The 22,247-nt window shown below is 42.6% G+C and carries 24 protein-coding genes; 14 read left to right on the top strand and 10 right to left on the bottom strand.

Annotation, left to right across the window (positions count from 1 at the left end; all coding sequences use genetic code 11):
* Positions 1–181 precede the first annotated feature (181 nt).
* Both R2Q26_RS04820 and R2Q26_RS04815 read right to left on the bottom strand, forming a co-directional pair.
* Positions 182–502 (bottom strand): DUF4389 domain-containing protein, encoded by a 321-nt coding sequence (locus R2Q26_RS04820; RefSeq protein WP_317535227.1) that lies wholly within the window; start codon positions 500–502, stop codon positions 182–184.
* Positions 503–771: 269 nt separating this feature from the next.
* Entirely contained in the window at positions 772–930 is a 159-nt protein-coding gene (locus tag R2Q26_RS04815) for a hypothetical protein (protein WP_317535226.1), read from the bottom strand.
* Here R2Q26_RS04815 and R2Q26_RS15465 point away from each other — a divergent pair.
* Both R2Q26_RS15465 and R2Q26_RS04810 read left to right on the top strand, forming a co-directional pair.
* Complete coding sequence (locus tag R2Q26_RS15465) at positions 886–999, top strand: hypothetical protein (protein WP_411182318.1); 114 nt, start codon at positions 886–888, stop codon at positions 997–999. The two genes, R2Q26_RS04815 and R2Q26_RS15465, sit on opposite strands and share 45 nt — an antisense overlap.
* Positions 996–1,178 (top strand): hypothetical protein, encoded by a 183-nt coding sequence (locus tag R2Q26_RS04810; RefSeq protein WP_317535225.1) that lies wholly within the window; start codon positions 996–998, stop codon positions 1,176–1,178. The genes R2Q26_RS15465 and R2Q26_RS04810 overlap by 4 nt, the downstream gene beginning before the upstream one ends.
* A gap of 603 nt (positions 1,179–1,781) precedes the next feature.
* Here the strand turns inward: R2Q26_RS04810 and ppc are convergent.
* Positions 1,782–4,580, bottom strand: coding sequence for a phosphoenolpyruvate carboxylase (gene ppc, locus R2Q26_RS04805; protein ID WP_317535224.1), 2,799 nt, complete (start codon positions 4,578–4,580; stop codon positions 1,782–1,784).
* A gap of 122 nt (positions 4,581–4,702) precedes the next feature.
* Between ppc and hemC the strand changes: the two genes are divergently transcribed.
* From hemC to R2Q26_RS04785, 4 genes are read left to right on the top strand one after another with little or no spacing between them, the layout of a single operon-like run.
* Positions 4,703–5,653: a hydroxymethylbilane synthase gene (hemC, locus tag R2Q26_RS04800; RefSeq protein ID WP_090567426.1), complete on the top strand. Its 951-nt coding sequence runs from the start codon at positions 4,703–4,705 to the stop codon at positions 5,651–5,653.
* A gap of 9 nt (positions 5,654–5,662) precedes the next feature.
* A complete protein-coding gene (locus tag R2Q26_RS04795) occupies positions 5,663–6,451 on the top strand; it encodes a uroporphyrinogen-III synthase (protein WP_317535223.1) in 789 nt (262 codons plus the stop codon).
* Positions 6,452–6,464: 13 nt separating this feature from the next.
* Positions 6,465–7,250 (top strand): uroporphyrinogen-III C-methyltransferase, encoded by a 786-nt coding sequence (locus R2Q26_RS04790; protein WP_317535222.1) that lies wholly within the window; start codon positions 6,465–6,467, stop codon positions 7,248–7,250.
* A complete protein-coding gene (locus R2Q26_RS04785) occupies positions 7,247–8,425 on the top strand; it encodes a heme biosynthesis HemY N-terminal domain-containing protein (protein ID WP_317535221.1) in 1,179 nt (392 codons plus the stop codon). The genes R2Q26_RS04790 and R2Q26_RS04785 overlap by 4 nt, the downstream gene beginning before the upstream one ends.
* Positions 8,426–8,427: 2 nt before the next feature.
* Here the strand turns inward: R2Q26_RS04785 and R2Q26_RS04780 are convergent, their stop codons facing one another.
* The gene (locus tag R2Q26_RS04780; RefSeq protein WP_317535220.1) at positions 8,428–9,471 is read right to left on the bottom strand and encodes a CDP-6-deoxy-delta-3,4-glucoseen reductase; all 1,044 of its coding nucleotides are present in this window, start codon (positions 9,469–9,471) and stop codon (positions 8,428–8,430) included.
* 44 nt (positions 9,472–9,515) lie between these two features.
* On the opposite strand from R2Q26_RS04780, the gene R2Q26_RS04775 reads away from it, so the two are divergent.
* The 6 genes from R2Q26_RS04775 (at position 9,516) to R2Q26_RS04750 (ending at position 14,409) form a co-directional block, all read left to right on the top strand.
* Positions 9,516–10,424, top strand: a complete 909-nt coding sequence (locus R2Q26_RS04775; protein WP_317535219.1) for an SDR family oxidoreductase — start codon at positions 9,516–9,518, stop codon at positions 10,422–10,424.
* A 170-nt stretch (positions 10,425–10,594) separates the two neighbouring features.
* Entirely contained in the window at positions 10,595–11,818 is a 1,224-nt protein-coding gene (locus R2Q26_RS04770; protein WP_317535218.1) for a type II secretion system F family protein, read from the top strand.
* A 32-nt stretch (positions 11,819–11,850) separates the two neighbouring features.
* Positions 11,851–12,711: an A24 family peptidase gene (locus tag R2Q26_RS04765; protein ID WP_317535217.1), complete on the top strand. Its 861-nt coding sequence runs from the start codon at positions 11,851–11,853 to the stop codon at positions 12,709–12,711.
* Between the two features lie 3 nt (positions 12,712–12,714).
* Positions 12,715–13,335 (top strand): dephospho-CoA kinase, encoded by a 621-nt coding sequence (coaE, locus tag R2Q26_RS04760; protein ID WP_317535216.1) that lies wholly within the window; start codon positions 12,715–12,717, stop codon positions 13,333–13,335.
* 105 nt (positions 13,336–13,440) lie between these two features.
* Positions 13,441–14,196, top strand: a complete 756-nt coding sequence (gene zapD, locus R2Q26_RS04755; RefSeq protein WP_317535215.1) for a cell division protein ZapD — start codon at positions 13,441–13,443, stop codon at positions 14,194–14,196.
* Between the two features lie 12 nt (positions 14,197–14,208).
* Positions 14,209–14,409 (top strand): DNA gyrase inhibitor YacG, encoded by a 201-nt coding sequence (locus R2Q26_RS04750; protein WP_090567457.1) that lies wholly within the window; start codon positions 14,209–14,211, stop codon positions 14,407–14,409.
* Here R2Q26_RS04750 and R2Q26_RS04745 read toward each other — a convergent pair.
* Genes R2Q26_RS04745 through argJ form a run of 3 tightly spaced genes read right to left on the bottom strand, consistent with a single transcriptional unit; the run spans position 14,406 to position 17,544 of the window.
* A complete protein-coding gene (locus R2Q26_RS04745; protein ID WP_317535214.1) occupies positions 14,406–15,401 on the bottom strand; it encodes a Nudix family hydrolase in 996 nt (331 codons plus the stop codon). The two genes, R2Q26_RS04750 and R2Q26_RS04745, sit on opposite strands and share 4 nt — an antisense overlap.
* A 19-nt stretch (positions 15,402–15,420) precedes the next feature.
* Complete coding sequence (locus R2Q26_RS04740; RefSeq protein WP_317535213.1) at positions 15,421–16,308, bottom strand: ATP-binding protein; 888 nt, start codon at positions 16,306–16,308, stop codon at positions 15,421–15,423.
* A 6-nt stretch (positions 16,309–16,314) separates the two neighbouring features.
* The gene (gene argJ / locus R2Q26_RS04735) at positions 16,315–17,544 is read right to left on the bottom strand and encodes a bifunctional glutamate N-acetyltransferase/amino-acid acetyltransferase ArgJ (RefSeq protein WP_317535212.1); all 1,230 of its coding nucleotides are present in this window, start codon (positions 17,542–17,544) and stop codon (positions 16,315–16,317) included.
* Between the two features lie 136 nt (positions 17,545–17,680).
* Here argJ and R2Q26_RS04730 point away from each other — a divergent pair, with 136 nt between their 5' ends.
* A complete protein-coding gene (locus tag R2Q26_RS04730; RefSeq protein ID WP_090567469.1) occupies positions 17,681–17,908 on the top strand; it encodes a sulfurtransferase TusA family protein in 228 nt (75 codons plus the stop codon).
* Positions 17,909–18,155: 247 nt separating this feature from the next.
* Here R2Q26_RS04730 and pmbA read toward each other — a convergent pair whose 3' ends face one another.
* On the bottom strand, positions 18,156–19,514 hold the full coding sequence (gene pmbA, locus R2Q26_RS04725; protein WP_317535211.1) for a metalloprotease PmbA: 1,359 nt from the start codon (positions 19,512–19,514) through the stop codon (positions 18,156–18,158).
* Positions 19,515–19,641: 127 nt separating this feature from the next.
* On the opposite strand from pmbA, the gene yjgA reads away from it, so the two are divergent.
* Complete coding sequence (yjgA, locus tag R2Q26_RS04720) at positions 19,642–20,166, top strand: ribosome biogenesis factor YjgA (protein ID WP_317535210.1); 525 nt, start codon at positions 19,642–19,644, stop codon at positions 20,164–20,166.
* Between the two features lie 51 nt (positions 20,167–20,217).
* On the opposite strand, the gene R2Q26_RS04715 is transcribed toward yjgA, so the two are convergent.
* Positions 20,218–21,225, bottom strand: a complete 1,008-nt coding sequence (locus R2Q26_RS04715; protein ID WP_317535209.1) for a metal-dependent hydrolase — start codon at positions 21,223–21,225, stop codon at positions 20,218–20,220.
* Positions 21,226–21,813: 588 nt separating this feature from the next.
* Positions 21,814–22,230 carry a heme-binding protein gene (locus R2Q26_RS04710; RefSeq protein ID WP_317535208.1) on the bottom strand — a complete coding sequence of 139 codons (417 nt, stop codon included), beginning with the start codon at positions 22,228–22,230 and terminating at the stop codon, positions 21,814–21,816.
* Between the last annotated feature and the right edge of the window lie 17 nt (positions 22,231–22,247).

The following is a 22,247-nucleotide window of genomic DNA, read 5'->3' as shown; positions in this document are numbered from 1 at the left end:
ACGGTATCAGATTATTAAGGAAGCGTAGAGTTCTGGCAGCATGTGCTTCCCTTTTTCACTGCATTGACGGTCTTCTGATAACGAGGAATCCCTAATATTTTCAACAACCCCTTCTCACTTAATAACTCTAGCTAGCTATTGGTCGCCACTATAACCTCCGTACTAACATCAGATCTCTCAGTCACACACCATTATCCCGTTTTTGATTATTTTCAGCATGCTCACTCTTTTCACTTGGCCAGGTACTGAATGGAAAAGGGAGCTGCTCACTATTAAAAGTAAGAAAAGTAATGATCTGATAGACATATGCCGCCAGATCCTGGCCGAATTTGAGTAGCTGCGCATTGGTATTGCCTGACAGCACAATGGAGAAAAACTGAAATATCATCACCAGAATAATCAAAAATTCCACAAGGCCATAGACGAAGATGAACAACAGCATATAAAGCCCACGCATCCACGTCTCAGTTTTTTGTAATCGTTGTTTAATCTCATCTTTCATAAAATTTCCTCGCAATAGCATCCAATTTATCCAGAATTCCCATTCTTTTTTGTATAGAAACATGGGTGATTCTATCATCGCATCGATTGTGCATTTGCTATAACTCAGAATAATTGATTTATTCATCACGGTTCATCTATTTTCATGGAAATCAGAATCAGTCTTGGCGTAACGCCTGGTCGCCGACTTGAACCTGCCCTTTCACCTCAACGCCGATCTCTTCCACAAAGGGAAAACGGAGGTCCACAAGGCGATCCGGGAGGCCTTGGTCAATGCGCTGACTCACGCCGACTACAACGGGCCAAGGTAGTATCGTCGAGGAGAAATTCCGCGATACCTTCGAGTTTTCCAACCCTGGCACCTTCCTGGTCTCCTTCGATCAGTTGCTGCGCGGCAATATCAGCGAGTGTCGAAACAAGTGGCTGCAAACCATGTTTATGCTGATCGGCGCAGCCGAGAAGGCCGGTTCCGGGGTTGACAAGACGCGTTGGGAATGAGCCTCACAGCATTGGCGTTCGCCGATGATCGGGAGCAGGTCCAGCCTGCGTTCGCGATTTCTCACCCCGATGCGATGGTCGCCCATGGACGCTTGCGTTTGCGCTACCCTGGTAAACCCATCGAGCTGATCAGGTTCACACTGCCGAAGGCTTGGTTAAAGAAAACGCCATTTCTTTAACCAAGCGCTCCCATAAGTAAAGGATGCGCCTATGAAAACCACTAAGCCGCTTTTGAAACCGCTATCGAGTCCGTGTTGCTGGCTAACGGATATACGAAGCTATCTTCCGAGCAATTCAATCGCGAGCGTGCCGTGACCCCGTACACTCGGGCCTCTTCCTGGGAATGCGCACCCTTCAATCAATTTTCAGCCCAAAATGGAGGCAAAATATTTCCCCAGGATCTGTAAATCAGCCCCGGCTGTGTGATTCCTCTCGCTCACTTAAGCTAAAACTGAAGGCATTATCTGAGAGGTTGTGAAAACGAATGTAATGAGTTTCGATAAAACGAAGTGTCGCCAATAAATCTACTACGCACTCCAATCGTTGTGTTGGACGGCACTCACTCCTCGCCTATCTCCTTGATATGTAGCTACGCTGAGACTTCATTTTATCGAAACTCACTTCGTTCGTTTTCTCGTTGCTACGTTCCATCCGCCTTGCGCTTGGAGTGTTCGCTACGATTTTTTTCACAACCTCTGACTGCATCGAGCTGCTGATGCTTGAGCTTACCCTGAATTGCCCTCAACAGAATAAATTTTAATCATAAACTTCCACTTCCTGGCTTAACCAGTATTTCTAAGCCCTGCTGCAACGCCATTAATTGTAAGATGGATAGCGCGATGTACCTGCTCTACATCATCACCAGCACGATAACGACGCAACAACTCAATTTGTAAATGGTTAAGCGGGTCTATATAAGGAGTACGAATACGAATGCTGCGCGACAAGGTAGGATTCTCCTGTAGCAACTCTGTATGCCCCGTTATTGCAAACAACCATTTTACGCTACGCTCCCATTCTGCTTGAATGCGCCCAAAGATTTGGGTACGCAATGTCACATCAGTGACTAATTCAGCATAGCGTGAAGCAATCCCCATATCGGTTTTTGCCAACACCATGTCTATATTCGACAACAATGTCTGCAAAAATGGCCACTTTTGATACATTTCCTGCAATAATTTTAACCCTGCTTCCTCTCCTTGCGCTTGCTGAACAAATGCTTCAATCGCCGAGCCAAAACCATACCACCCTGGAAGCATTGTACGATTGAGACTCCAACTGAACACCCATGGAATAGCCCGTAAATCTTCAATTCGATCAGAAGGTTTACGGGAAGAAGGCCGACTGCCAATATGCAGTCCGGCAATTTCCCGAATCGGAGTTGATTCCTGGAAAAATTGCTTAAAACCTGGCGTTTCATATACCAGATTTCGATAGACTGCAAATGCAGTGGATGAGAGTGTTTCCATTACTTGGTAATACTCTGCAGCATTTTCCCGAATTGTATCAGGACTCAGCAATGTCGCTTCAATCGTTGCGGCAACCAGTGTTTCAAGATTGCGGCGTCCTATTTCAGGATCCGTATATTTGCTCGCTACAACCTCTCCCTGTTCGGTCAGTCGTATCTGTCCATTAACACTTCTCGGTGGTTGAGCCATAATCCCCTGGTAGCTAGGCCCTCCACCTCGTCCAACAGTCCCCCCTCGCCCGTGAAACAAACGTAGTTCCACCTTATGCTTGGCAAAAACTTTCGTCAATTCAATTTCAGCTTTGTTTATTTCCCAGTTGGAAGTAAGAAAACCACCATCTTTATTACTATCCGAATAACCGAGCATTACTTCCTGCACATTCCCACGAGAATCCAGCAGTTTACGATAGTATGGCAACGAAAATAATTCATCCATGATGATGCTGCAATTGCGCAAATCCTCAATGGTTTCAAACAAAGGAATAATATTCAGGCCTAACTGCGGATTCTCGCCAGCCTGGAGTAGACCAACCTCTTTCAATAATAGCGCGACTTCCAGGATATTAATGACACCTGTTGTCATGGAAATAATGTAATTCGGCAGCGCAGTATGACCAAAACGGCGCTGGATTTCTGCTGCCATTTGCAAAATTCTCAATTCACTTTGTGTTGCTTCGGAGTAGCTCAAATAGGGTGAATGGAGTAATCGCAAACTACTGATTTCCCCTAACAGCCATTTCATGCGCTCAGTTGCCGACAGCTCGAGATAATTATCCCGATGTGCGCTGCGCGCAAATAACTCCGCAACAACCTGTTCATGCACTTTACTATGCTGCCGCATATCGAGTGATGCAAGGTGGAATCCAAATACATCAGCTGCCCGACGTAAATTTCGCAATGCCCCCCGCGCCAGCCAATCTGATTTGTGCTGCTTGAGTGAATTGATCACGATATCAAGTTCATGCACAAACTCTGCGCTATCTGCATAAGGTTCTGTTGGATTAACATGCTGTCGTTGCATCACTGCAAAACCGCGTTGCTGACTTGTTGCAGCCAAACGTGCATAAATGCCGAGAAATGCTCGTCGATACGGCTCATCGACGCGGCTAGCGGGAATATCTGGCGAGGCGGCTGCTAATTGTTCAAGTTCATCACTTACGTGGATCAGGCGCTCAGTCAGACTCATGGTCTGGCCAATCTTACTGACTTCGTCCATATAAAAATCCAACACGAGGGCAGCATGACGCTCTGCTGCATGCAACATGACCTGATGCGTAACAAAAGGGTTTCCATCGCGATCTCCGCCTATCCAGCTTCCAATACGCAAAAAAGATGCGATACGAGGGGCATCTCTACCCAGGTGACGCTCCAGCAAATCCTCAATCTTTGCATAGATATAAGGTACCTGACTCAGGAAGGTATACGTATAATAAATCAGGCCATTTTCGATTTCATCATGAACGGTAAGACGTACCGACCGCAGCATACGGGTTTGCCATAGGATCTGAATGGCAGCACGCAATGCTTCTTCATTGTGACGCAATTCGTTAGGAGTGAGCTGGATGCGATCACGTTCCTGCAGTAAGCGTTGAATAGTCAATTGACAATCGAGTATGCTCCTGCGCTGAACCTCGGTAGGATGAGCCGTCAATACCGGTGATACCATGGCTTTAGCAAAAAAATTACCCAAGCTCGTGTTATCTATGCCACTTGCCAGCACACGTTCCAGTGCGAGCGTAACACTGCCAGGTTGAGGTGAAGAGCCTTGACGCAAATGAGCACGTCGCCGACGGTTATGGTGCAGATCTTCCGCAATATTGGAAAGCAGTGAAAAGTAACTAAATGCACGTACGACGGCGATAGTCGCCTTATTGCTTAATCGATTCAAGATCGCGTCAAGCTCTTGTCGCGCCTTGGGATCTTGTTCACGACGAAAGCGAACTGCCGTTTGACGAATAGTTTCGACCAATTCAAATGTCGCATCCCCTTCCTGCTCCCGCAAAGTATCCCCCAGCATGCGCCCAAGCATACGAATATCCTCACGCAAAGGCTTATCCTTTTCCTCGCTCATATTATTGTCAGAATAAACGCTTACGCTAGCGTCAGAACTCATCTCAATGTATCTCCCATCTACTAAAACTTTGGTTATTCACGCATGCTACAGTCCATATTATGATCGTCCATGCTAAAATGATTCGTGTCTGAAAGTTTTGTAATCTTTTCATATTAAGATCAATGTCAAATTTATTTACCCCCCCTTCTAAAATTACCATTGCTTCGCGTGAAAGTCTTCTTGCCATGTGGCAAGCAAATTTTATTCGGGAAAAATTACGTGAATTATACCCGCAAACCGAAATCAACATACTTGGCATGACCACACAAGGCGATCAAATTCTTGATGTCTCTCTTTCAAAAATTGGTGGCAAAGGATTATTTATCAAAGAGCTCGAACAAGCTCTGGAAGATGGCCGTGCAGACATTGCCGTTCACTCCATGAAAGATGTGCCGATGAACATGCCATCAGGATTTATGCTGGCTGCTATTGCAGAACGTGAAGATCCCCGTGATGCTTTTGTTTCAAACAAATATACTCATCCTGACGAATTGCCTGCCGGTAGTGTAGTCGGAACCTCTAGTCTAAGGCGCGAGTCTCAGTTACGCGCACGATACCCACATTTGCAAGTTCAGTCCTTGCGTGGAAATGTTCAAACCCGCTTGCGGAAACTGGATGAGGGTCAATTTACCGCCATCATTCTAGCAGCAGCTGGACTAAAGCGCTTGGAACTGACTTATCGGATTTCTTCAATACTTGAACCTGAAATAAGCTTACCTGCAGTTGGTCAAGGTGCACTTGGCATAGAATGCCGCAATGATCGAGCTGATTTGGCATTACTGATGCAACCTTTACATCATGTTGAAACAGCATATTGTGTTGAAGCAGAGCGAGCAATGAGTCGCGTATTGGGAGGTAGTTGCCAAGTGCCGCTAGGAGGATTTGCAGAAATCACGGATGATGTACTCACTTTGCGGGGTTTTGTAGCTAATCCCGATGGAACGAACATGATAAGTGATCAATTAAACGGTAAGCCGGAAGCGGGTGTTGCACTTGGTCAGCAACTAGCTGAGAGTCTCAAGAAACAAGGCGCTGATGAAATTTTAGCAGCCTTAGCACAACCCCATGATTGAAGGTGCAGCTTGCCAGAAACGCAAACACTAGCAGGGTTATACGTTTTAGTCACACGCCCGGCACATCAAGCCACTCATCTGGTTAATGAAATCAGGAAGAGGGGTGGCAATCCGGTATTATTTCCTGTTCTGGAGATATCCGACACAAATAATCCTCAGCATCTTCTAAAGGCTATTGACCGTCTCGATGAATTTGATTTGGCAATTTTTGTTAGTCCAAATGCTGTTGATAAAGCAATCCGTCTCATCCAGGCTCATAGAACATTGCCACCAAACCTGAAAATTGCTGTAGTAGGAGAAGGAAGCGCTAATAAGCTCAGACAGTATGGAATAAATGACATTATCGTGCCAACTTGCCGCCATGACAGCGAAGCCTTGCTTGAAATGCTGGAATTACAGCAAGTACTAGATAAAAACATTGTTATTTTTCGTGGGAATGATGGACGAAGATTATTGGGTGATACCTTGATTCAACGAGGGGCTCGATTAGAATATGTTGAATGCTATCGTCGTGACAAACCTAAAACAGACGCATCCCTACTGTTGGATAGCTGGTCAAATAATGCGTTACACGCCGTTACAGTGACAAGCAGTGAAGGGCTGCATAATTTATTTGACATGATAGGTAAAGTTGGCCAACAATTGCTAAAAAAAACCCCTTTGTTTACTGCGCATGAACGAATCGCTTATGTTGCAAAAGAACTTGGTCTTACAAATATACACGTTACTGCTGCTGGAGATGATGGATTAGTACAAGGATTGCTGGAATATTTTCTATCAATTAAAAATCAAGCATAGCTTCTCGAAAATCATGAATAGAGAGATTAAAACGGCCCCACCAAAATCATCCCACCTGAGTGGTTCGATTCTATTTTTTGTTATTTTTATAACGATCGCTTTCTTGGCATGGCAATGGGCAGATAGGCGAGGCTACATCATCGATATTCAGGGATCCATGGCTGGATATTTAACTAACGTTGACTTTCTAGGTAAGAGACCACGCCAGCTTATCGCTGAAGTGCAAGCTGCTATACATGAAACCCAGCAGCGACTGAATAGACTGAATAAACTGTATGCAGAAGTGATTACCTCTCCCGAGCAACGAGAAGCGCTAGAGAAGCTCTCAAATTTGCTCGAAAAGATTGATGCATTACCTTTAGCGATGGATGCTCATTTAAAAAAAGTTAATCTTCCGTTTGAACAGCATGCATTACAAGATAATCGTTGCTATAAACTCATTAATGATATTTGGAGAGATCTTCAGCAATTTATAATTATTCAGAAAATTGATAATCCAGAAATTGAATTGCTATCCCCTTCTCAACGTGAGCTTCTACGAGAAAAGATAAAACTACAATTGTTATTGGCGCAATTTTCCCTTCTTTCTTATGATCAAACAAACTTCCAGACAAATCTGGAAACTGCAACAAAATTGGTCAATCGCCATTATGACAAACAAGCAGAATCTGTTACCGATCTACTTAATCAATTAGATCAAATACATGATTATACAATTGATAAGGCGCTATCAAATGTTTCAGAACGTCTTGATATAGTGCACATTTATCAGCCTAAACGTAATGAGGAGAGTAAATGAAATTGGTGCTCTGGGTGTTAGCTCTATTTGCTACAGCAGTGGCTATTGTGATCGCCGCTCAACATGATAGCGGTTCTGTATTAATGATCGTGCCACCTTATAGGATTGAGCTGACGATTAATATTTTTATCATTTCATTGATTATTGCTTTCTTTATTTTCTATTTGTTAGTCAGGCTGATAGCAAGAGTATTAGGATTAAATAGACAGTTACATCATAAAAAAATTAATGAAACAATGCTTGCTGCTGTGAAAGCGTTTTTTGAGGAGCAATATGATAAAGCCGAGAAAGCTGCAGCAACAGTATTAAAACTAAAAAGCCCTCCTGTTATTAGCGCGATTAACGCAGCTATTGCAGCACGTGCAGCCCATCATCAAGCAAACTATTCACAACGCGACCATTATCTAGACATTTCGGAACAAAAGGCTCCCCAAGAAAAAGCGCTAAGGCTTGTAACTCAAGCAGAACTATTGCTTGAAGAGGGACGTCATGAAGAAGTCTTAAATGCCTTACGATCCCTTTATTCAATTGGTGGGCTACAAAGTACAGCTGTCCTTCAATTGGAATTAAAAGCGCAGCAGATGGCCCAAAATTGGGATGCAGTTCTAGAATTGACGAATATTCTTGAAAAACGCTACCCCATAGATAAGACATTAATTGAACAAATTAAGCATCGTGCTCATTTAGAGAATATTAAGAAACATGCATTGAATTTAGAATTACTTAATAAATACTGGAACAATTTATCTCCAGCAGAAAAACTTGATAGTAGATTAGCTGCAACTGCTGCTCGTGCTTACATGGCATTGAATGAGGTATCAACTGCTCAAAAAATTATTGAACAAAGCATTGATAATAAATTGGATGCCGAACTGATCTCACTTTATGCCAAATGCTTGGATGGCAGTGTAAGCTGGCAAATCCAGCGAGCGGAAGGCTGGCTAAGAAAGCATCCTAACAATGCTGAATTATTACTAACACTTGGAAAATTATGTACTTACTGTGAATTATGGGGTAAAGCGCAGAATTACCTTGAAGCAAGCTTGTCGATTGAGTCAAGCCGTGCTGCTCATCTTGCCTTAGCGCAATTATTCGAAAAGCTAGATAAGCCTGAGTTAGCTGCAGATCATTATCACAAAGGATTAGGGTTCACATTAAAGAAATTGAATATATAAATTTATTCGACAGGATTGCCTGTCGATGGTGAAAATATATCAGAGAAGAAATTTTCAGCCGGCAGATTTCTCAATTGTGTAAAATCTTGATAAGCTGCTTTAATCATAAGCGGTGAGCCACAAGCGTATACTTGGTAGTTTGCTAAATTCTCGAAATCCTCAAGAATTGCTCTATGCACCAATCCAGTCCTACCCGTCCAGTTATCTGTCGGTAGTGCATCCGACAATACTGGAATGAAAGTAAAGTTTTTATGTTGCTGTTCCCATTTTTTTGGTAATTTCTCTAGATAAAGATCTGCCTTCGTGCGCACTCCCCAGTAAAGCGTCATTTTTCTGTTGTACTTATAAATGTTTTCAGTATAAAAAATATGCTCGAGTATGCTTTTTACAGGAGCAAAACCAGTACCGCTAGCAAGAAAAATAATAGGGATATCAACAGAGTTATTGCGCAGGGTAAAAGAACCGAGGGGACCTTCGAAACGAAGGATATCCCTCTCTTTCATATGCGAGAAAACATGCTCCGAAAATACGCCTCCAGGATACTTACGTGCATGAATCTGCAAAAATTCGTCATCATGGGGTGCATTTGCCAACGAAAAACTACGACGCTTTCCATCTTTCAATAGAATATCGATATATTGACCTGGAAGAAATTGTAATCGCTCGTTTGTGGGTAATTTCAAGTAAATGATCATCACATCAGGTGCAACGCGTTCTAGCTTGTGCACGCGACTTGGCATTATCCTGATTTTAATATCCTTAATAGCATCTACTTCACGGCATTCGATAATCAAATCAGATAATGGCTTAGCACAGCAAAACAACGCTAAGCCATGCTGCTTTTCAGTATCTGTAAGCGTTTCTTGATTATATCTGCCATAATCAACAGTACCCTGCATAATTTTTCCCTTACATGCCCCACATGAGCCGTTACGGCAACCGTAAGGAAGTGAGTACCCTTGCCGCAATGCAGCTTCAAGTATCGTTTCGTGAGGTTCTACAGTAAAAATATGATTACTCGGCTTAATAATGATTTGATACGACATTTTCTCGTGAGTAAATGAAAAAACTATTGATAAAATAAGTAATAATGAAAAAAATGCTTTTGATTGTAGGATGTGGTGACATCGCCTTCCGAGTGGCGCCGTTACTGCGTAAACGCTACCAGTTACTAGGTTTATGTAGAAAACCGGAAAATTTCTGCAAATTACGTACCCACAGAATTACACCCATACTCGGTGATCTTGATCAGCCAGACAGTCTCGATAAACTTGCGGGAATGGCACACGCAATACTCCATTTAGCTCCGCCGCCCAGTTATGGTTTAAAAGATTCACGCACTACCCATCTGTTAGCAGCTCTGACTCGGCAGACTTTAGCAAAAAGAAGAATACTACCACAACGGCTAATCTATATCAGTACCAGTGGAGTATATGGTGATTGTAAAGGCGAATGGGTAAGCGAGAACCATCCACTCAATCCAACTAACGAGCGTGCATGGCGACGCGTTGATGCAGAAAGACAAATTAGAAATTGGGGGTTACGCAACGATGTGCAAGTTTCCATTATTCGTGTACCTGGAATTTATGCAGCTGATCGCCTGCCTCTTGCACGCCTACGACAAGGTACACCCGTACTTTCAACAGATGAAGACAGTTTCACCAACCATATTCATGCAGATGATCTTGCTCGTATTATTGCTGCAGCACTTCATTATGGAAAATCAGGCAGAATCTACCATGCGAGTGATGATTCACATTTAAAAATGGGCGATTATTTTGATCTGGTGGCCGATCATTTCGGTTTGCCACGCCCACCAAGAATTCCTCGCTTTCAAGCAAATAAATATATATCGCCTAGCTTGATGTCATTCATGAATGAATCGCGCCGTTTAACAAACACTCGCATAAAACGGGAACTACATATCAAATTACTTTACCCTACTGTTACCAGCGGTATCGCTAAGGCAATCCAGCATGAATCTAACGAACATTTATAGAATCTAAGTAAATCGATGATGATTGCCGTTAAATCCCAGGATGGCGTCGATCATTTTTGACGCTATTTTTAATAATATTAGTAAACTCAGCAATCTTAAAATTTTGTGGCATTATCCTAAAAAAACCACATTTAGGATTATTAATAATACTGGGATAACAAGGAGTTGGTATGTCGACTGTGGTGGAACGTCCAGATAAGAAAGTCAAAGAAATTAGTTTCTCATGGGAAGGTAAAGACAGATCTGGCAAAGTAGTTAAAGGGGAAATGCGCGCAGCAGGTGCTATCGTTGTCACATCTACTCTGCGCCGTCAAGGTATCCGGGTCACAAAAGTTACCAAAACAAAATCGAAGGGAACAATTAGGGATAAAGACATTACTTTGTTTACGCGTCAACTTGCCACCATGATTAAATCTGGCGTTCCCTTGTTACAAGCCTTCGATATCGTAGGTAAGGGGCATAGTAACCAGGCGGTTGGTAAGTTATTGATGGATATAAAAATGGATATTGAAACTGGGAATAGTCTGGCAAATGCCTTTCGAAAATACCCGCTCTACTTTGATTCCTTGTTTTGTAACCTTGTTGCAGCAGGAGAAGCAGCTGGCATTCTTGACGAGTTGTTAGATCGTTTAGCTACTTATAAGGAAAAAATTCAAGCGATTAAAGGAAAAATCAAATCTGCACTATTCTACCCCATATCAATTATAGTAGTTGCCTTTATCATTACAGCAGTTATTATGATTTTTGTCATTCCTGCCTTCAAAGAATTATTTCAGAATTTTGGAGCTGATCTCCCAGCTGCGACGTTGATAGTCATGGCCATTTCGGATTTCTTTGTCGATTACTGGTGGGCCATTTTTGGCGGAATTGGGCTTAGTCTTTATACTTTCTTTTATGTATGGAAACGTTCAGCTGCTATGCAACGTGTTATGGACCGGCTTGCATTGAGATTACCCATTTTTGGAGAGGTAATCAGAAAAGCGACTGTTGCACGCTGGTCTCGCACGCTTTCCACCATGTTCGCTGCAGGTGTTCCACTTGTTGAAGCAATGGATTCAGTTGCAGGTGCTGCAGGGAATCACGTTTATTTTGATGCTACTAAAAGAATTCAGATAGAAGTGAGTACAGGGAGTAGTTTAGTAGATGCGATGACGCAGACAAATGTGTTTTCTAACATGGTTCTACAAATGGTAGCCATTGGAGAAGAATCTGGTTCGCTGGATTCCATGTTAAGTAAGATCGCAGATTTTTTTGAAGCAGAGGTGGATAATGCGGTGGAAGCGCTATCAAGCCTAATGGAACCAATTATCATGGTAGTTCTTGGCACACTCATCGGGGGCATGGTTGTCGCAATGTACTTACCTATCTTCAAAATGGGCCAAGTTGTTGGCTAATTCCTGTTTATAACCAATCTGTTAAATAATACATGACATTAATCGAGTCTTTTCAGAATACATCGACAATTTTCATTGCTTTTAGCACCATTATTGGAGTAATGGTAGGTAGTTTTTTGAATGTAATCATTCATCGACTTCCCAGAATGATGGAACATGCATGGCACCAACAATGTGCTGAATTACGTGGAGAAAATATTCATAATTTACCGGTATTCAATCTTGCAACACCTCGCTCTACTTGCCCTCAGTGTGGACATAGAATTGCCGTACTCGAAAATATTCCTATAATCAGTTACTTATTCCTACGAGGATATTGCTCACAATGCCATACGCGTATTTCCCTTCGCTACCCGATTGTCGAAGGGTTGACAGGTATTATGAGCGGTTTTACTGCATGGCACTTCGGATTTAGCTTGACTGCCCTTGCCGCCTTGCTTTTTATTTGGGCAATGATTGCACTTACTTTCATAGATTTTGATAGGCAATTATTGCCAGATGCTATTACATTACCTTTACTCTGGATCGGACTTTTATTTAATCTGGATAACGGTTTCATTGATATTCGATCAGCTATCATAGGCTCAGTTGCCGGCTACCTTATTCTGTGGACCATTTATTGGAGTTTCAAACTCACTACTGGAAAAGAAGGGATGGGTTACGGTGATTTCAAGTTACTCGCTGCAATTGGTGCATGGCTAGGCTGGCAGATGTTACCATTAGTTATTCTGTTTTCCTCATTTGTGGGAGGAATAATAGGTATCATATTGATAATTATTAAGAAACATCAGAGAAACACCACAATTCCATTTGGCCCCTATCTTGCTGGAGGAGGTCTGATCGCCTTATTCTGGGGGAATAAGATCAACCACGCTTATCTTGGCTTATTCTAATACATGCCTTTGATTATTGGCTTAACTGGAGGAATAGGTTGCGGTAAATCTACTGCTACAAAGTTCTTTGCTGTGCATGGTATTGACATTATCGATACGGATGAAATTGCACACGAATTAACGCTGCCAGAAGGCAAAGCAATGGACATCATTAAAAAGGCATTTGGTGCAAACTTTACTACTAAAAATGGTTCTCTAGATCGGAACAAAATGCGTGAACTGGTGTTTTCAGATCAAATTTTCAAGGATAAACTTGAAGCCATCCTGCATCCGCTTATCTATCATGAAGTGGTACGTCGCGTTAGCTTAACGACTTCTGCTTATATCATCATTGTTGTACCATTACTGTTGGAATCAGAGGTCTTTCAAAAACTAGTCCATCGAATTTTGGTAATCGATTGTACTGAACAATCGCAGATCTCACGTACAATTGCACGCAGCAAACTAGACGAACGAGAAGTACACGCTATCATGGCAACACAAGCTTCACGAAAAGAACGCCTAGAGCAAGCTGATGATATCATTGTCAATGACCAGGACCTTGATCATCTGCATAAGCAAGTTGAAATGCTCCATCTAAAATATCTTGCCTTATCAAGAGACAAATTGAACAAACCTGCTTAGCTAACCTTATTGGTTTTAGCTTAAGAATCAAACTTTCATACAGAAATGATATCTCATAGCGTATGATTCTATTATGTTATTATTACTTTACGTATCATAACTACCGTGATTTGCTACGAACACCCCCTCAATGAACGCATTCGCACTTTGTTGCGACTTGAAGATCTATTTAATAAAGTTGATTTCTTTTTAGCATGCGACACATCTATTCAACATCATGCTGCACTTGTCGCGTTATTTGAGATTCTTGATGTAACCGGGCGTGCTGATATTAAATCGGATTTGCTGCAAGAGTTGGAACGACAAAGAAGCATGCTGGAAGGTTTACGCAAGAACCCGGAAATCTCTGAAGAAGCATTAAACCGCGTGCTCAATGACATTAAAGTCACATTCAAAGATTTACTTAATATCCCTGGCCGAATAGGTGGACATTTACGTGATAATGAATGGTTAATGAGCATCAAACAACGCCTGAGCATTCCAGGCGGAGCATGTGAATTTGATTTACCGTCCTATCATTATTGGCTAAGTATAGCGTCAGAAGTGCGTCATCATGATTTTAATGAATGGATCACTCCATTATTACCTATACGCAGCAGTTCTAATATCGTATTAAAGTTGCTGAGAAACAGCGGAAGAACTTTTCGCCATACGGCATACCAAGGTTTATTTCAACAGACTGATTCTAGTCATTTAGCACATCTGCTGCGTCTGAAAATCGATAAGGAACTTCCGTGCGTTCCTGAAATCAGTGCTAATAAATATGCACTTAATATCCGTTTTATCCCGTTTGGATCAGATCAGAAAATGGGTGTCTACGAGGAAGATATTGATTTTGAGTTAACTTACTGTAATTTATAGCTATCTAAAGTAATGAAACAAACTATTGTTAATTGCCCTCAATGCGGTGAAACTATAACTTGGAGTACAACAAACCGTTATCGCCCTTTCTGCTCTGAGCGTTGCAAAATGCATGATCTAGCGCAATGGGCAACAGAATCTTATCGTATATCAGAGGCTGAACAGGAAGAGGAGCATGTGACTCTCAACAACAAATCAGATACCTTTAGTTAATTCTGCATTTTTGTAGTCGCGAATAAGCTCAAATTATGACGTTCATTTGCTGCCCAAACATTTCGCAGCATGGCAATGCCATGCCCCCCCTGTTGCAGGGCAATAGCCAAATCCGTCTGAACTAAGCCACCGAGCGCATAGACAGGTAAAGAATAATCGCGTATCAATGAAGAAAATTTTTGCCAACCTAATGTAGTTAATCCGGGATGGCTTACAGTTGGTAATACGGGTCCTAATACCACAAAATCTACCCCGATGCGCTCCGCCTGATAAAGTTCCTCAGCATTATGACAAGAAGCTCCACACCAATTTACATCAGGGCGGCTAGATAGCGACATTAACTGTGCAGAAGTTAAATGCACACCATCCGCACCCAATTCCCGAGATAGCAAAATATCGCTATTGATGACTACCTTAGCCCCGAAGGTATGCGCGCGCCTGATAATTTCGCTTGCTAACCAGCAAAACCTATCACTTGCCAGCGATTTTTCACGAATCTGCAAAAACTTCAAGCCCTGCTGCAAAGCATGCTCAAGCTTATGTAGCATAGCTTCTTCACCTAACTCTGATGCATTGGTAATCGCATAAATGGGTGGTAAAGCAAGTCCACGCATCACCGGAAAGTTAGCCGGCAACAAAGGTGTGACTGACAGGTTATCGACCGTTTGCCAGGATAACAGCTGACTTTCGCGTCCGAATGGTTCTCCATACCAATCAACCACTCGGTAAAAATGCAAACGAACCGTTGCATGCGCATAAGTAAATACCCGTGTAATCCAAGGATAAGCTTGCTTGATCTGGATGCCGAGCTCTTCTTGCAACTCCCGGCCAAGTGCTTGCAAGGCAGATTCACCCGCTTCAATTTTCCCACCAGGAAATTCCCAATAACCAGCATAAGGCTTTCCTTCCGGTCTGCTTGTTAGCAGAAAATGACCATTTGGTCGAATGATGACTGCCGCAGCCACTTCAACAAATGGAATAAATTGAGCCATGAAATTGCTTGCCTACAAATTACAACGAGTTGTTTTGAGAAAGACGATGAAGCTTATATTTGCCAGTCCAATCTCGTGCAAATTGCCAAGCTACTCGTCCACTTCGCGAGCCACGCGTAAGCGCCCATCGCAGCGCCTCTTCCCGTGCCAGCGCAGTCATTTTTCTGATACCGTAAAAAGCAAGCCAGTAACGAACAATCTCCAAGTATTGTGCTTGATCAAAAGGATAAAACGAAAGCCATATGCCAAAACGCTCTGACAATGAAATTTTTTCCTCAATAGTCTCATTGGGGTGAATATCTCCGTCGAGATGGCGCGTCTCAAGATTATCCCGCATAGCCTCAGGCATCAGGTGTCGACGATTGGAAGTCGCATAAACAAGCACATTATCAGATGCCATCTCAATTGAGCCATCCAAAACAACTTTTAGTGCTTTATAACCTGGTTCATCGCTTTCAAATGACAAATCATCGCAGTACAAAATAAAACGCTCTGGTCGCTGAAAAACTCGCTCAACAATATCATGCAAATCAATGAGATCATGTTTTTCTACTTCGATTAGCCGCAACCCCTTGTTTGCGTATTTGTTCAACAACGCTTTCACCAAAGAAGATTTTCCGGTACCTCGTGATCCAGTCAATAAAACGTTATTAGCGGGGTAGCCCAGGACAAACTGATACGTATTTTGATCGATCAGCTGCTTTTGTTCATCAATGCCATGTAATGCATCAAGTACGATGTTATGAGGATGGTTAACTGGCTGAAGATATCCAGCATTTGCTTGCTTGCGCCATCGGAATGCTATCGCAGAATCAAGATCGGCATCTCGCTGCTTAGCAGGAAGCACGTTTTCGATACGGGCAAGCAGTTCATCTAACCGTTCGTAGAATAAATCAAGCTCATTCATAACAAATCAACTCCGATAATCTGCATTGATTTTCACATAGTCGTAAGAAAAATCACACGTCCATATATTAGTTGCAGCTACGCCACGATTTAATACCACTCGCACTGTGATTTCAGATTGCTTCATCACATGCTGACCATCCTCCTCACAATAGCTTTTGGCTCTGCCACCATGTTCTGCAACCAAAACTTCATTCAGGTAAAGCTGAATATTGTTGACATCGAGATCGTCTATGCCAGCATAACCAATCGCAGCAAGTATCCTCCCTAGATTAGGATCAGATGCAAAGAAAGCCGTCTTGACTAATGGCGAATGAGCAATTGCATAAGCGACTTGAGAGCATTCTTCCAGCGTGCTTCCTTTTTCCACCTGCACCGTAATAAATTTAGTCGCACCTTCCCCATCTCGTACAATCATTTGGGCCAACTTCACAGCCACCTCCGTAATTGCATTTTGCAGTAAGCTAAACTCCGGGCTTTCCCGATCAATACTCTGCGAGTGATTTGCCTTGCCAGTTGCTATCAATAGCAAAGCATCATTGGTGGAGGTATCACCATCTACCGTAATACGGTTAAAAGAATGATCCGCAACATGGCGCACCATCTCCTGTAACAACGATTGAGATATCTTGGCATCTGTTGCGATATATCCCAACATGGTTGCCATATTCGGATGAATCATGCCCGATCCCTTGGCAATGCCCGTTATCGTGATTGTTGTGCCATGGATTTGAATCTGACTGGAAACGCCTTTGGGAACAATATCGGTCGTCATAATCGCTTGTGCGGCAGCAAACCAGTTATCACATTTAAGGTCGCTCACTGCTCGAGGCAAACCCTCAATAATTCTGTCAACTGGTAATGGCTCCATAATGACGCCTGTGGAAAACGGTAATATTTGCTGGGGCTGGCAGCCAAGCAACTTAGCCAGCGCAGCACAAGTCGCCCGTGCATGGGTAATACCTTCTTCTCCCGTACCAGCGTTAGCGTTACCGGTATTAATAACCAATGCACGAATTGAGCTGGCTACAGAGAGATGTGCCTTCGCCACTACGACTGGTGCAGCACAAAAGCGGTTCTTGGTAAAAACACCCGCTACTTTTACATTTTCATCAAGCGCAATAACTAAGAGATCTTTCCGATCAGGTCGTTTGATTCCTGCTTCAGTAATACCCAGAGATACGCCCTGAATCGGTAACAATTGTTGAGGTAACAAGGGAGGAATATTAACTGGCATATAATAAAATTATTAAAAAATGCATTATCGTAACTTATCTTCGGCTGGAGGTTTCAACAATCTGAAATCAGGCTATTTGGTACCTTATGCCATACCCGGTAAAATTAAGTAAAATTGCTTATAAAAAAGGAGAAGTATGAATTTTGACAAGGAACTCGATGTACGTGGACTAGTCTGTCCATTACCCATACTACGTACCAAAAAATCTCTAACAGATATGACTCACGGACAAATACTGAAAATTGTCGCTACTGATCCTGCTTCTATCATTGATTTTCAAGTCTTTGCCGAACAAACGGGTAACCAACTATTATCTTCAGCTGAAACAAGCGGTGAATTTTTATTTTATTTAAAAAAGAAATAACTCATTTCATCAGATAAATAAGCTGATCCCTGGAAAAATAACGATCAATGCCAATAATTAAGAAGGATAAAGAAGACCATTCCACCATTTATGTCCAGAGTTCTCGCCGATAAGAGCGTTACCCTACGCGAATAAAATATTCGCAAAATCAAATGGATGTATCAAAAAGAGACTTGAATATTTAATGGTACAATCTAAGCATGCAGCAAATCTCTTCACAAACTCCAGTTATCTTCTGCAATTCCATTTAATGCCCGGCAACTGTCATACGCTCTATCAGCAGCGACCCACATTGCTTGGAGCCACGAACTATCCTATCGCTCCCCACCCCGACTATTCCACGCAGCATTTCTTTTAAATTGCCAGCGATAGTAATTTCCTCAACTGGATAACATAGCTCACCATTTTCTACCCAGAAACCGGTAGCACCTCGTGAATAATCTCCTGTTACTCCATTCACACCCTGGCCGAGTAATTCTGTTACTAACAACCCTTTGTTCATTTTTTTTAGCAAATCAGGAAACGACAGGGATGTGGAATTTTCCACAATCAGATTATGATTGCCTCCTGCATTACCGGTCGTACACAAACCAAGCTTACGTGCCGAGTAGCTACCGAGAAAATACCCTTGCACAATCCCGTTCTCAACCACGTTTCGTTCATGCGTCGCTACGCCTTCATCATCAAACGCACAGCTTGCTAGCCCCTTCTTAATATGAGGCAATTCACGTATTCGAATATCTGGCGAGAATACTTGTTTCCCCAAACTATCCAGCAAGAATGATGATTTACGGTAAAGGCTGGCTCCGCTAACAGCTTGAATAAAATGCCCGATCAGACTCGAGGCAATCGATGCCTCAAATAATACGGGTACTTCACAGGTAGCAATTTTTTTCGCACCCAAACGAGCCACAGCACGCTTTCCCGCTTTTTTGCCCACATCATTGAGGGATTCTAGATCAGCTGCATCACGCGCCACGGTATACCAGTAATCGCGCTGCATAGCATCATGCTCTGTTGCAATTACTGCACAGCTAATACTGTGTCGCGAAAGAGGATATCCTCCCATGAAACCATAACTATTCGCGTATACGAACTGAGAAGTATTAATCGAAACAGTTGCTCCTTCCGAGTTGGTAATGCGCTTATCGATTGCAAATGCCGCTGTTTCGCAACCTTGCGCAAGCTCAATTGCTTGTTCGACTGACAACCCCCACGGATGATACAAATCGAGATCAGGAAACGAAGTTGCCAGCAACTTCGCATCAGCCAGTCCTGCACAATCATCTGCAGCGGTATGTCGTGCAATAGAAAGTGCAGCCGCTACCGTATCACCGATGGCTTTTGGGGAGAAATCTGAGGTACTTGCATGACCACGATTTTGACCAATGTATACTGTCACAGACAATCCCTTGTCTCGCGTGTGCTCAATAGTTTCCACAGTACTTTGTCGAACTGTGACATTCAAACCACAACCATCAGATACATTGGCTTCACATGCACTGGCACCCCCTTTCTGGGCGTGGTCCAGAATATCGCGTGCAATCTGCTGAAGTACTCCAAAGGGATAAGAAAAATGTTGAGATGACGAGATATCATTATTCATATAATTAACTTTATGAAAATCAACTCACAATGAAGTCAATATAATCGTTTTAAGGTAAATTTAATAAGATTAGTACTCAAAGAGCGATATGATAACAGCTTCTCGTTATTGCATTACATAGCTAGCCATGCAAAATAACCTAAAACATGATTCTGAAGAGGAATCTCCGCTCAGCAAGACACGCCGCAAACGTGCCATGCACGCATTGCAGGATATCGGCGAGCAGTTGGTTGCGCTTGATCCCCAACAAATAGCTGAGCTTGATTTACCAGAAATACTCAGGGACGCCCTCTTTGAGGCTAAACGTATCACCAAGCATGAAGCACGTCGGCGCCAGCTCCAATATATTGGCAAGCTGATGCGAGAAATTGACGTAGCGCCCATTCAGGAGAAAATTAATGCGAGGCAAAATGCAAGCTTACACCATACTGCATGGTTACATCTTCTGGAGCGATGGCGCGAGCGTCTTCTAGCGGATGAGGCAGCTTTTACTGAATTTGGACAACAATATCCCGACGCTGACTTACAACGTTTGCGAGTACTCGTTCGCAATACTACCAAAGAGAAACTTACAGGAAAGCCTCCTAAAAACTTCCGCGCCCTGTTTCAGGAATTACGCGCGATCATTCCTGAAAAAGTACCTTCAAATTGATCTCAAAAGATAAGCGAGAATAATCGCAAATAGTCGATATAAGCTATCTCATTAATCGATAGATTCGCCTATCAGGTAAGCCAGAAACTTTTGGCGTGTTTCTTTGGAAGTGTCTCTGAATAATCGATACAGTGCATGTTGATCAGGGTCCTGTAGATTCATCTCTATCCCCCATAACGGCGCAATGGTCGTGGGTAAATTTGAGTAACGCACGTCAACCAGAAGATCAGGATACTCAGGCTGAATAGCAACAAAACCAGCAGAAAAAACGGTAAAACGAGAAATATCCTTTACTAAAGTTGAATCCTTAGGCAGTTGATCCAGAAACTGATCGATCGTGAATTTTTTGATGGATTCTCCTGGATAGATACGAGGTTGCGAAAACAGGCCAACCCGAATCGCATCGACATAGAATTTTCCTTCTGTTTCATAAATTGAACGCCACAATACCAAATTGGCCAAAGTCGGTTTAACCAACAATTGCTCAGCGACATGGCCTCTGGAAGCAACCAGGGCTACAGCAGTTGCTTCTGCGCGTTGCAACTGTACCCAGCCAAACACAAGATAAAGAGTTGCGATGATTAAGCCAATTTTTGCAGCCATGACTGCCTTCTTCTTGTAAGCGCAAATGACTGCGATCAACAATATCAAGGTAAAAATGGGATCAACGACAGAAACAATATTAAACGCAACCCGTTCCTCGCTCACTGGCCAGAATAAATGGGTACCGTAGCTGGTCAACGCATCTAGCACACCGCTTAAGCTATAACCCAAAAAGCAGAACAAGTATAGGCGTCCAAAAGATAGCCGCTTCCGAAGAAATGGCCACAGAATAAGCGCCGCAATCAAGCCACCGAACGGAACAAAGAAGATGGAATGCGTAAAATGGCGATGAAATTCCACAGTTAATAAAGGATCATTGGCTGACTGAATCAGAATATCCGCATCTGCAAGTAATCCAGCAAAAAAACCAACGCCTGTAGCTAAACGCGTTTCATTTTGCCGCATACTTGACTGAGCAAGACTGGCACCCAACAATCCTTGAGTAAGTAGATCCATACTTAACAAATATTTACAAAAAGACGGATAGTTAGTTTAGCTTATTTGATCGATAAATGAACGTTGAAGCTTCCGAATAAATTTACGCAAAACCAATTGTACCGTCTGCCTTCCAGGTACTGGCAAAATATCCGAGTTAAAGTGGTATTAAGCATGCTTCTACTGAAGCCATCGTGGTCGCGGATAAGTTTAGGGTATTATTTCGAGGAATAGCGTACGATTGTTAAGAAAGTGAAAATGGGGATATAGAAAGCTGCAGTAACCTGCAGCACGCTTTCTATAAAAAGGTTTTTTAATGAGAACAACACCACGCCATCGTTAGATACTACTGATCTAGTTATATCACTGCTAATAGTTGCAGGCCATAATACTCGCGCCCTTTGCTAATGAGTACTTTACAATTATAGCGTGCTTCCATAGTAAAACTTTTTGCAAACCATTTCTTTTACATTTCCAGATCGTTTAATTGTCAGAGAATTTAGATACAACAATAGATTATGCGAACCAAAATCCTATCGCAATCTGATTGAAAATAGCTATCCAACAATCAATTATCTACACACTACTCCTTCTGTCCAAAATTACAGATTAAAAAGAATCCGGATTAAGTGTATTGATTCCCGCTTGCGCAATTTGTGCATCTTGATGAGATCTTACGCCACTCACGCCGATCGCACCCACAAATTGATTACCAAGTACAATAGGCAGCCCGCCTTCAATGGGTATTGCTCCAGATAAACTTAAGTAGCGCACATGCCCTTGATTGACTTGCTCCTCCAGTATTTTAGTTGGTCTCCGAAAAGCAATGGCTGACCTGGCCTTTTGTATAGCAACTTCAATACTGCCATACTGCGTATTATCCAACCGCATCAAGTAAAGTAGATGACCTCCTTCATCAACAATAGCAATCACTACTGGCCAATTATTGCGCTTGGCCTCCGCTTCTGCAGCTGCAGCGATTTCTTTGGCGTCCTCAAGTGTCAGAAAAAGTTTGCTATTTGCCATCTCTGTTCCTCAATATA

This window comes from Nitrosomonas sp. Is37, from assembly GCF_033063275.1.
Lineage (GTDB): Bacteria > Pseudomonadota > Gammaproteobacteria > Burkholderiales > Nitrosomonadaceae > Nitrosomonas.
Note: the sequence above shows the minus strand (reverse complement) of the source record. Positions and strands in the feature narration are given on the sequence as shown.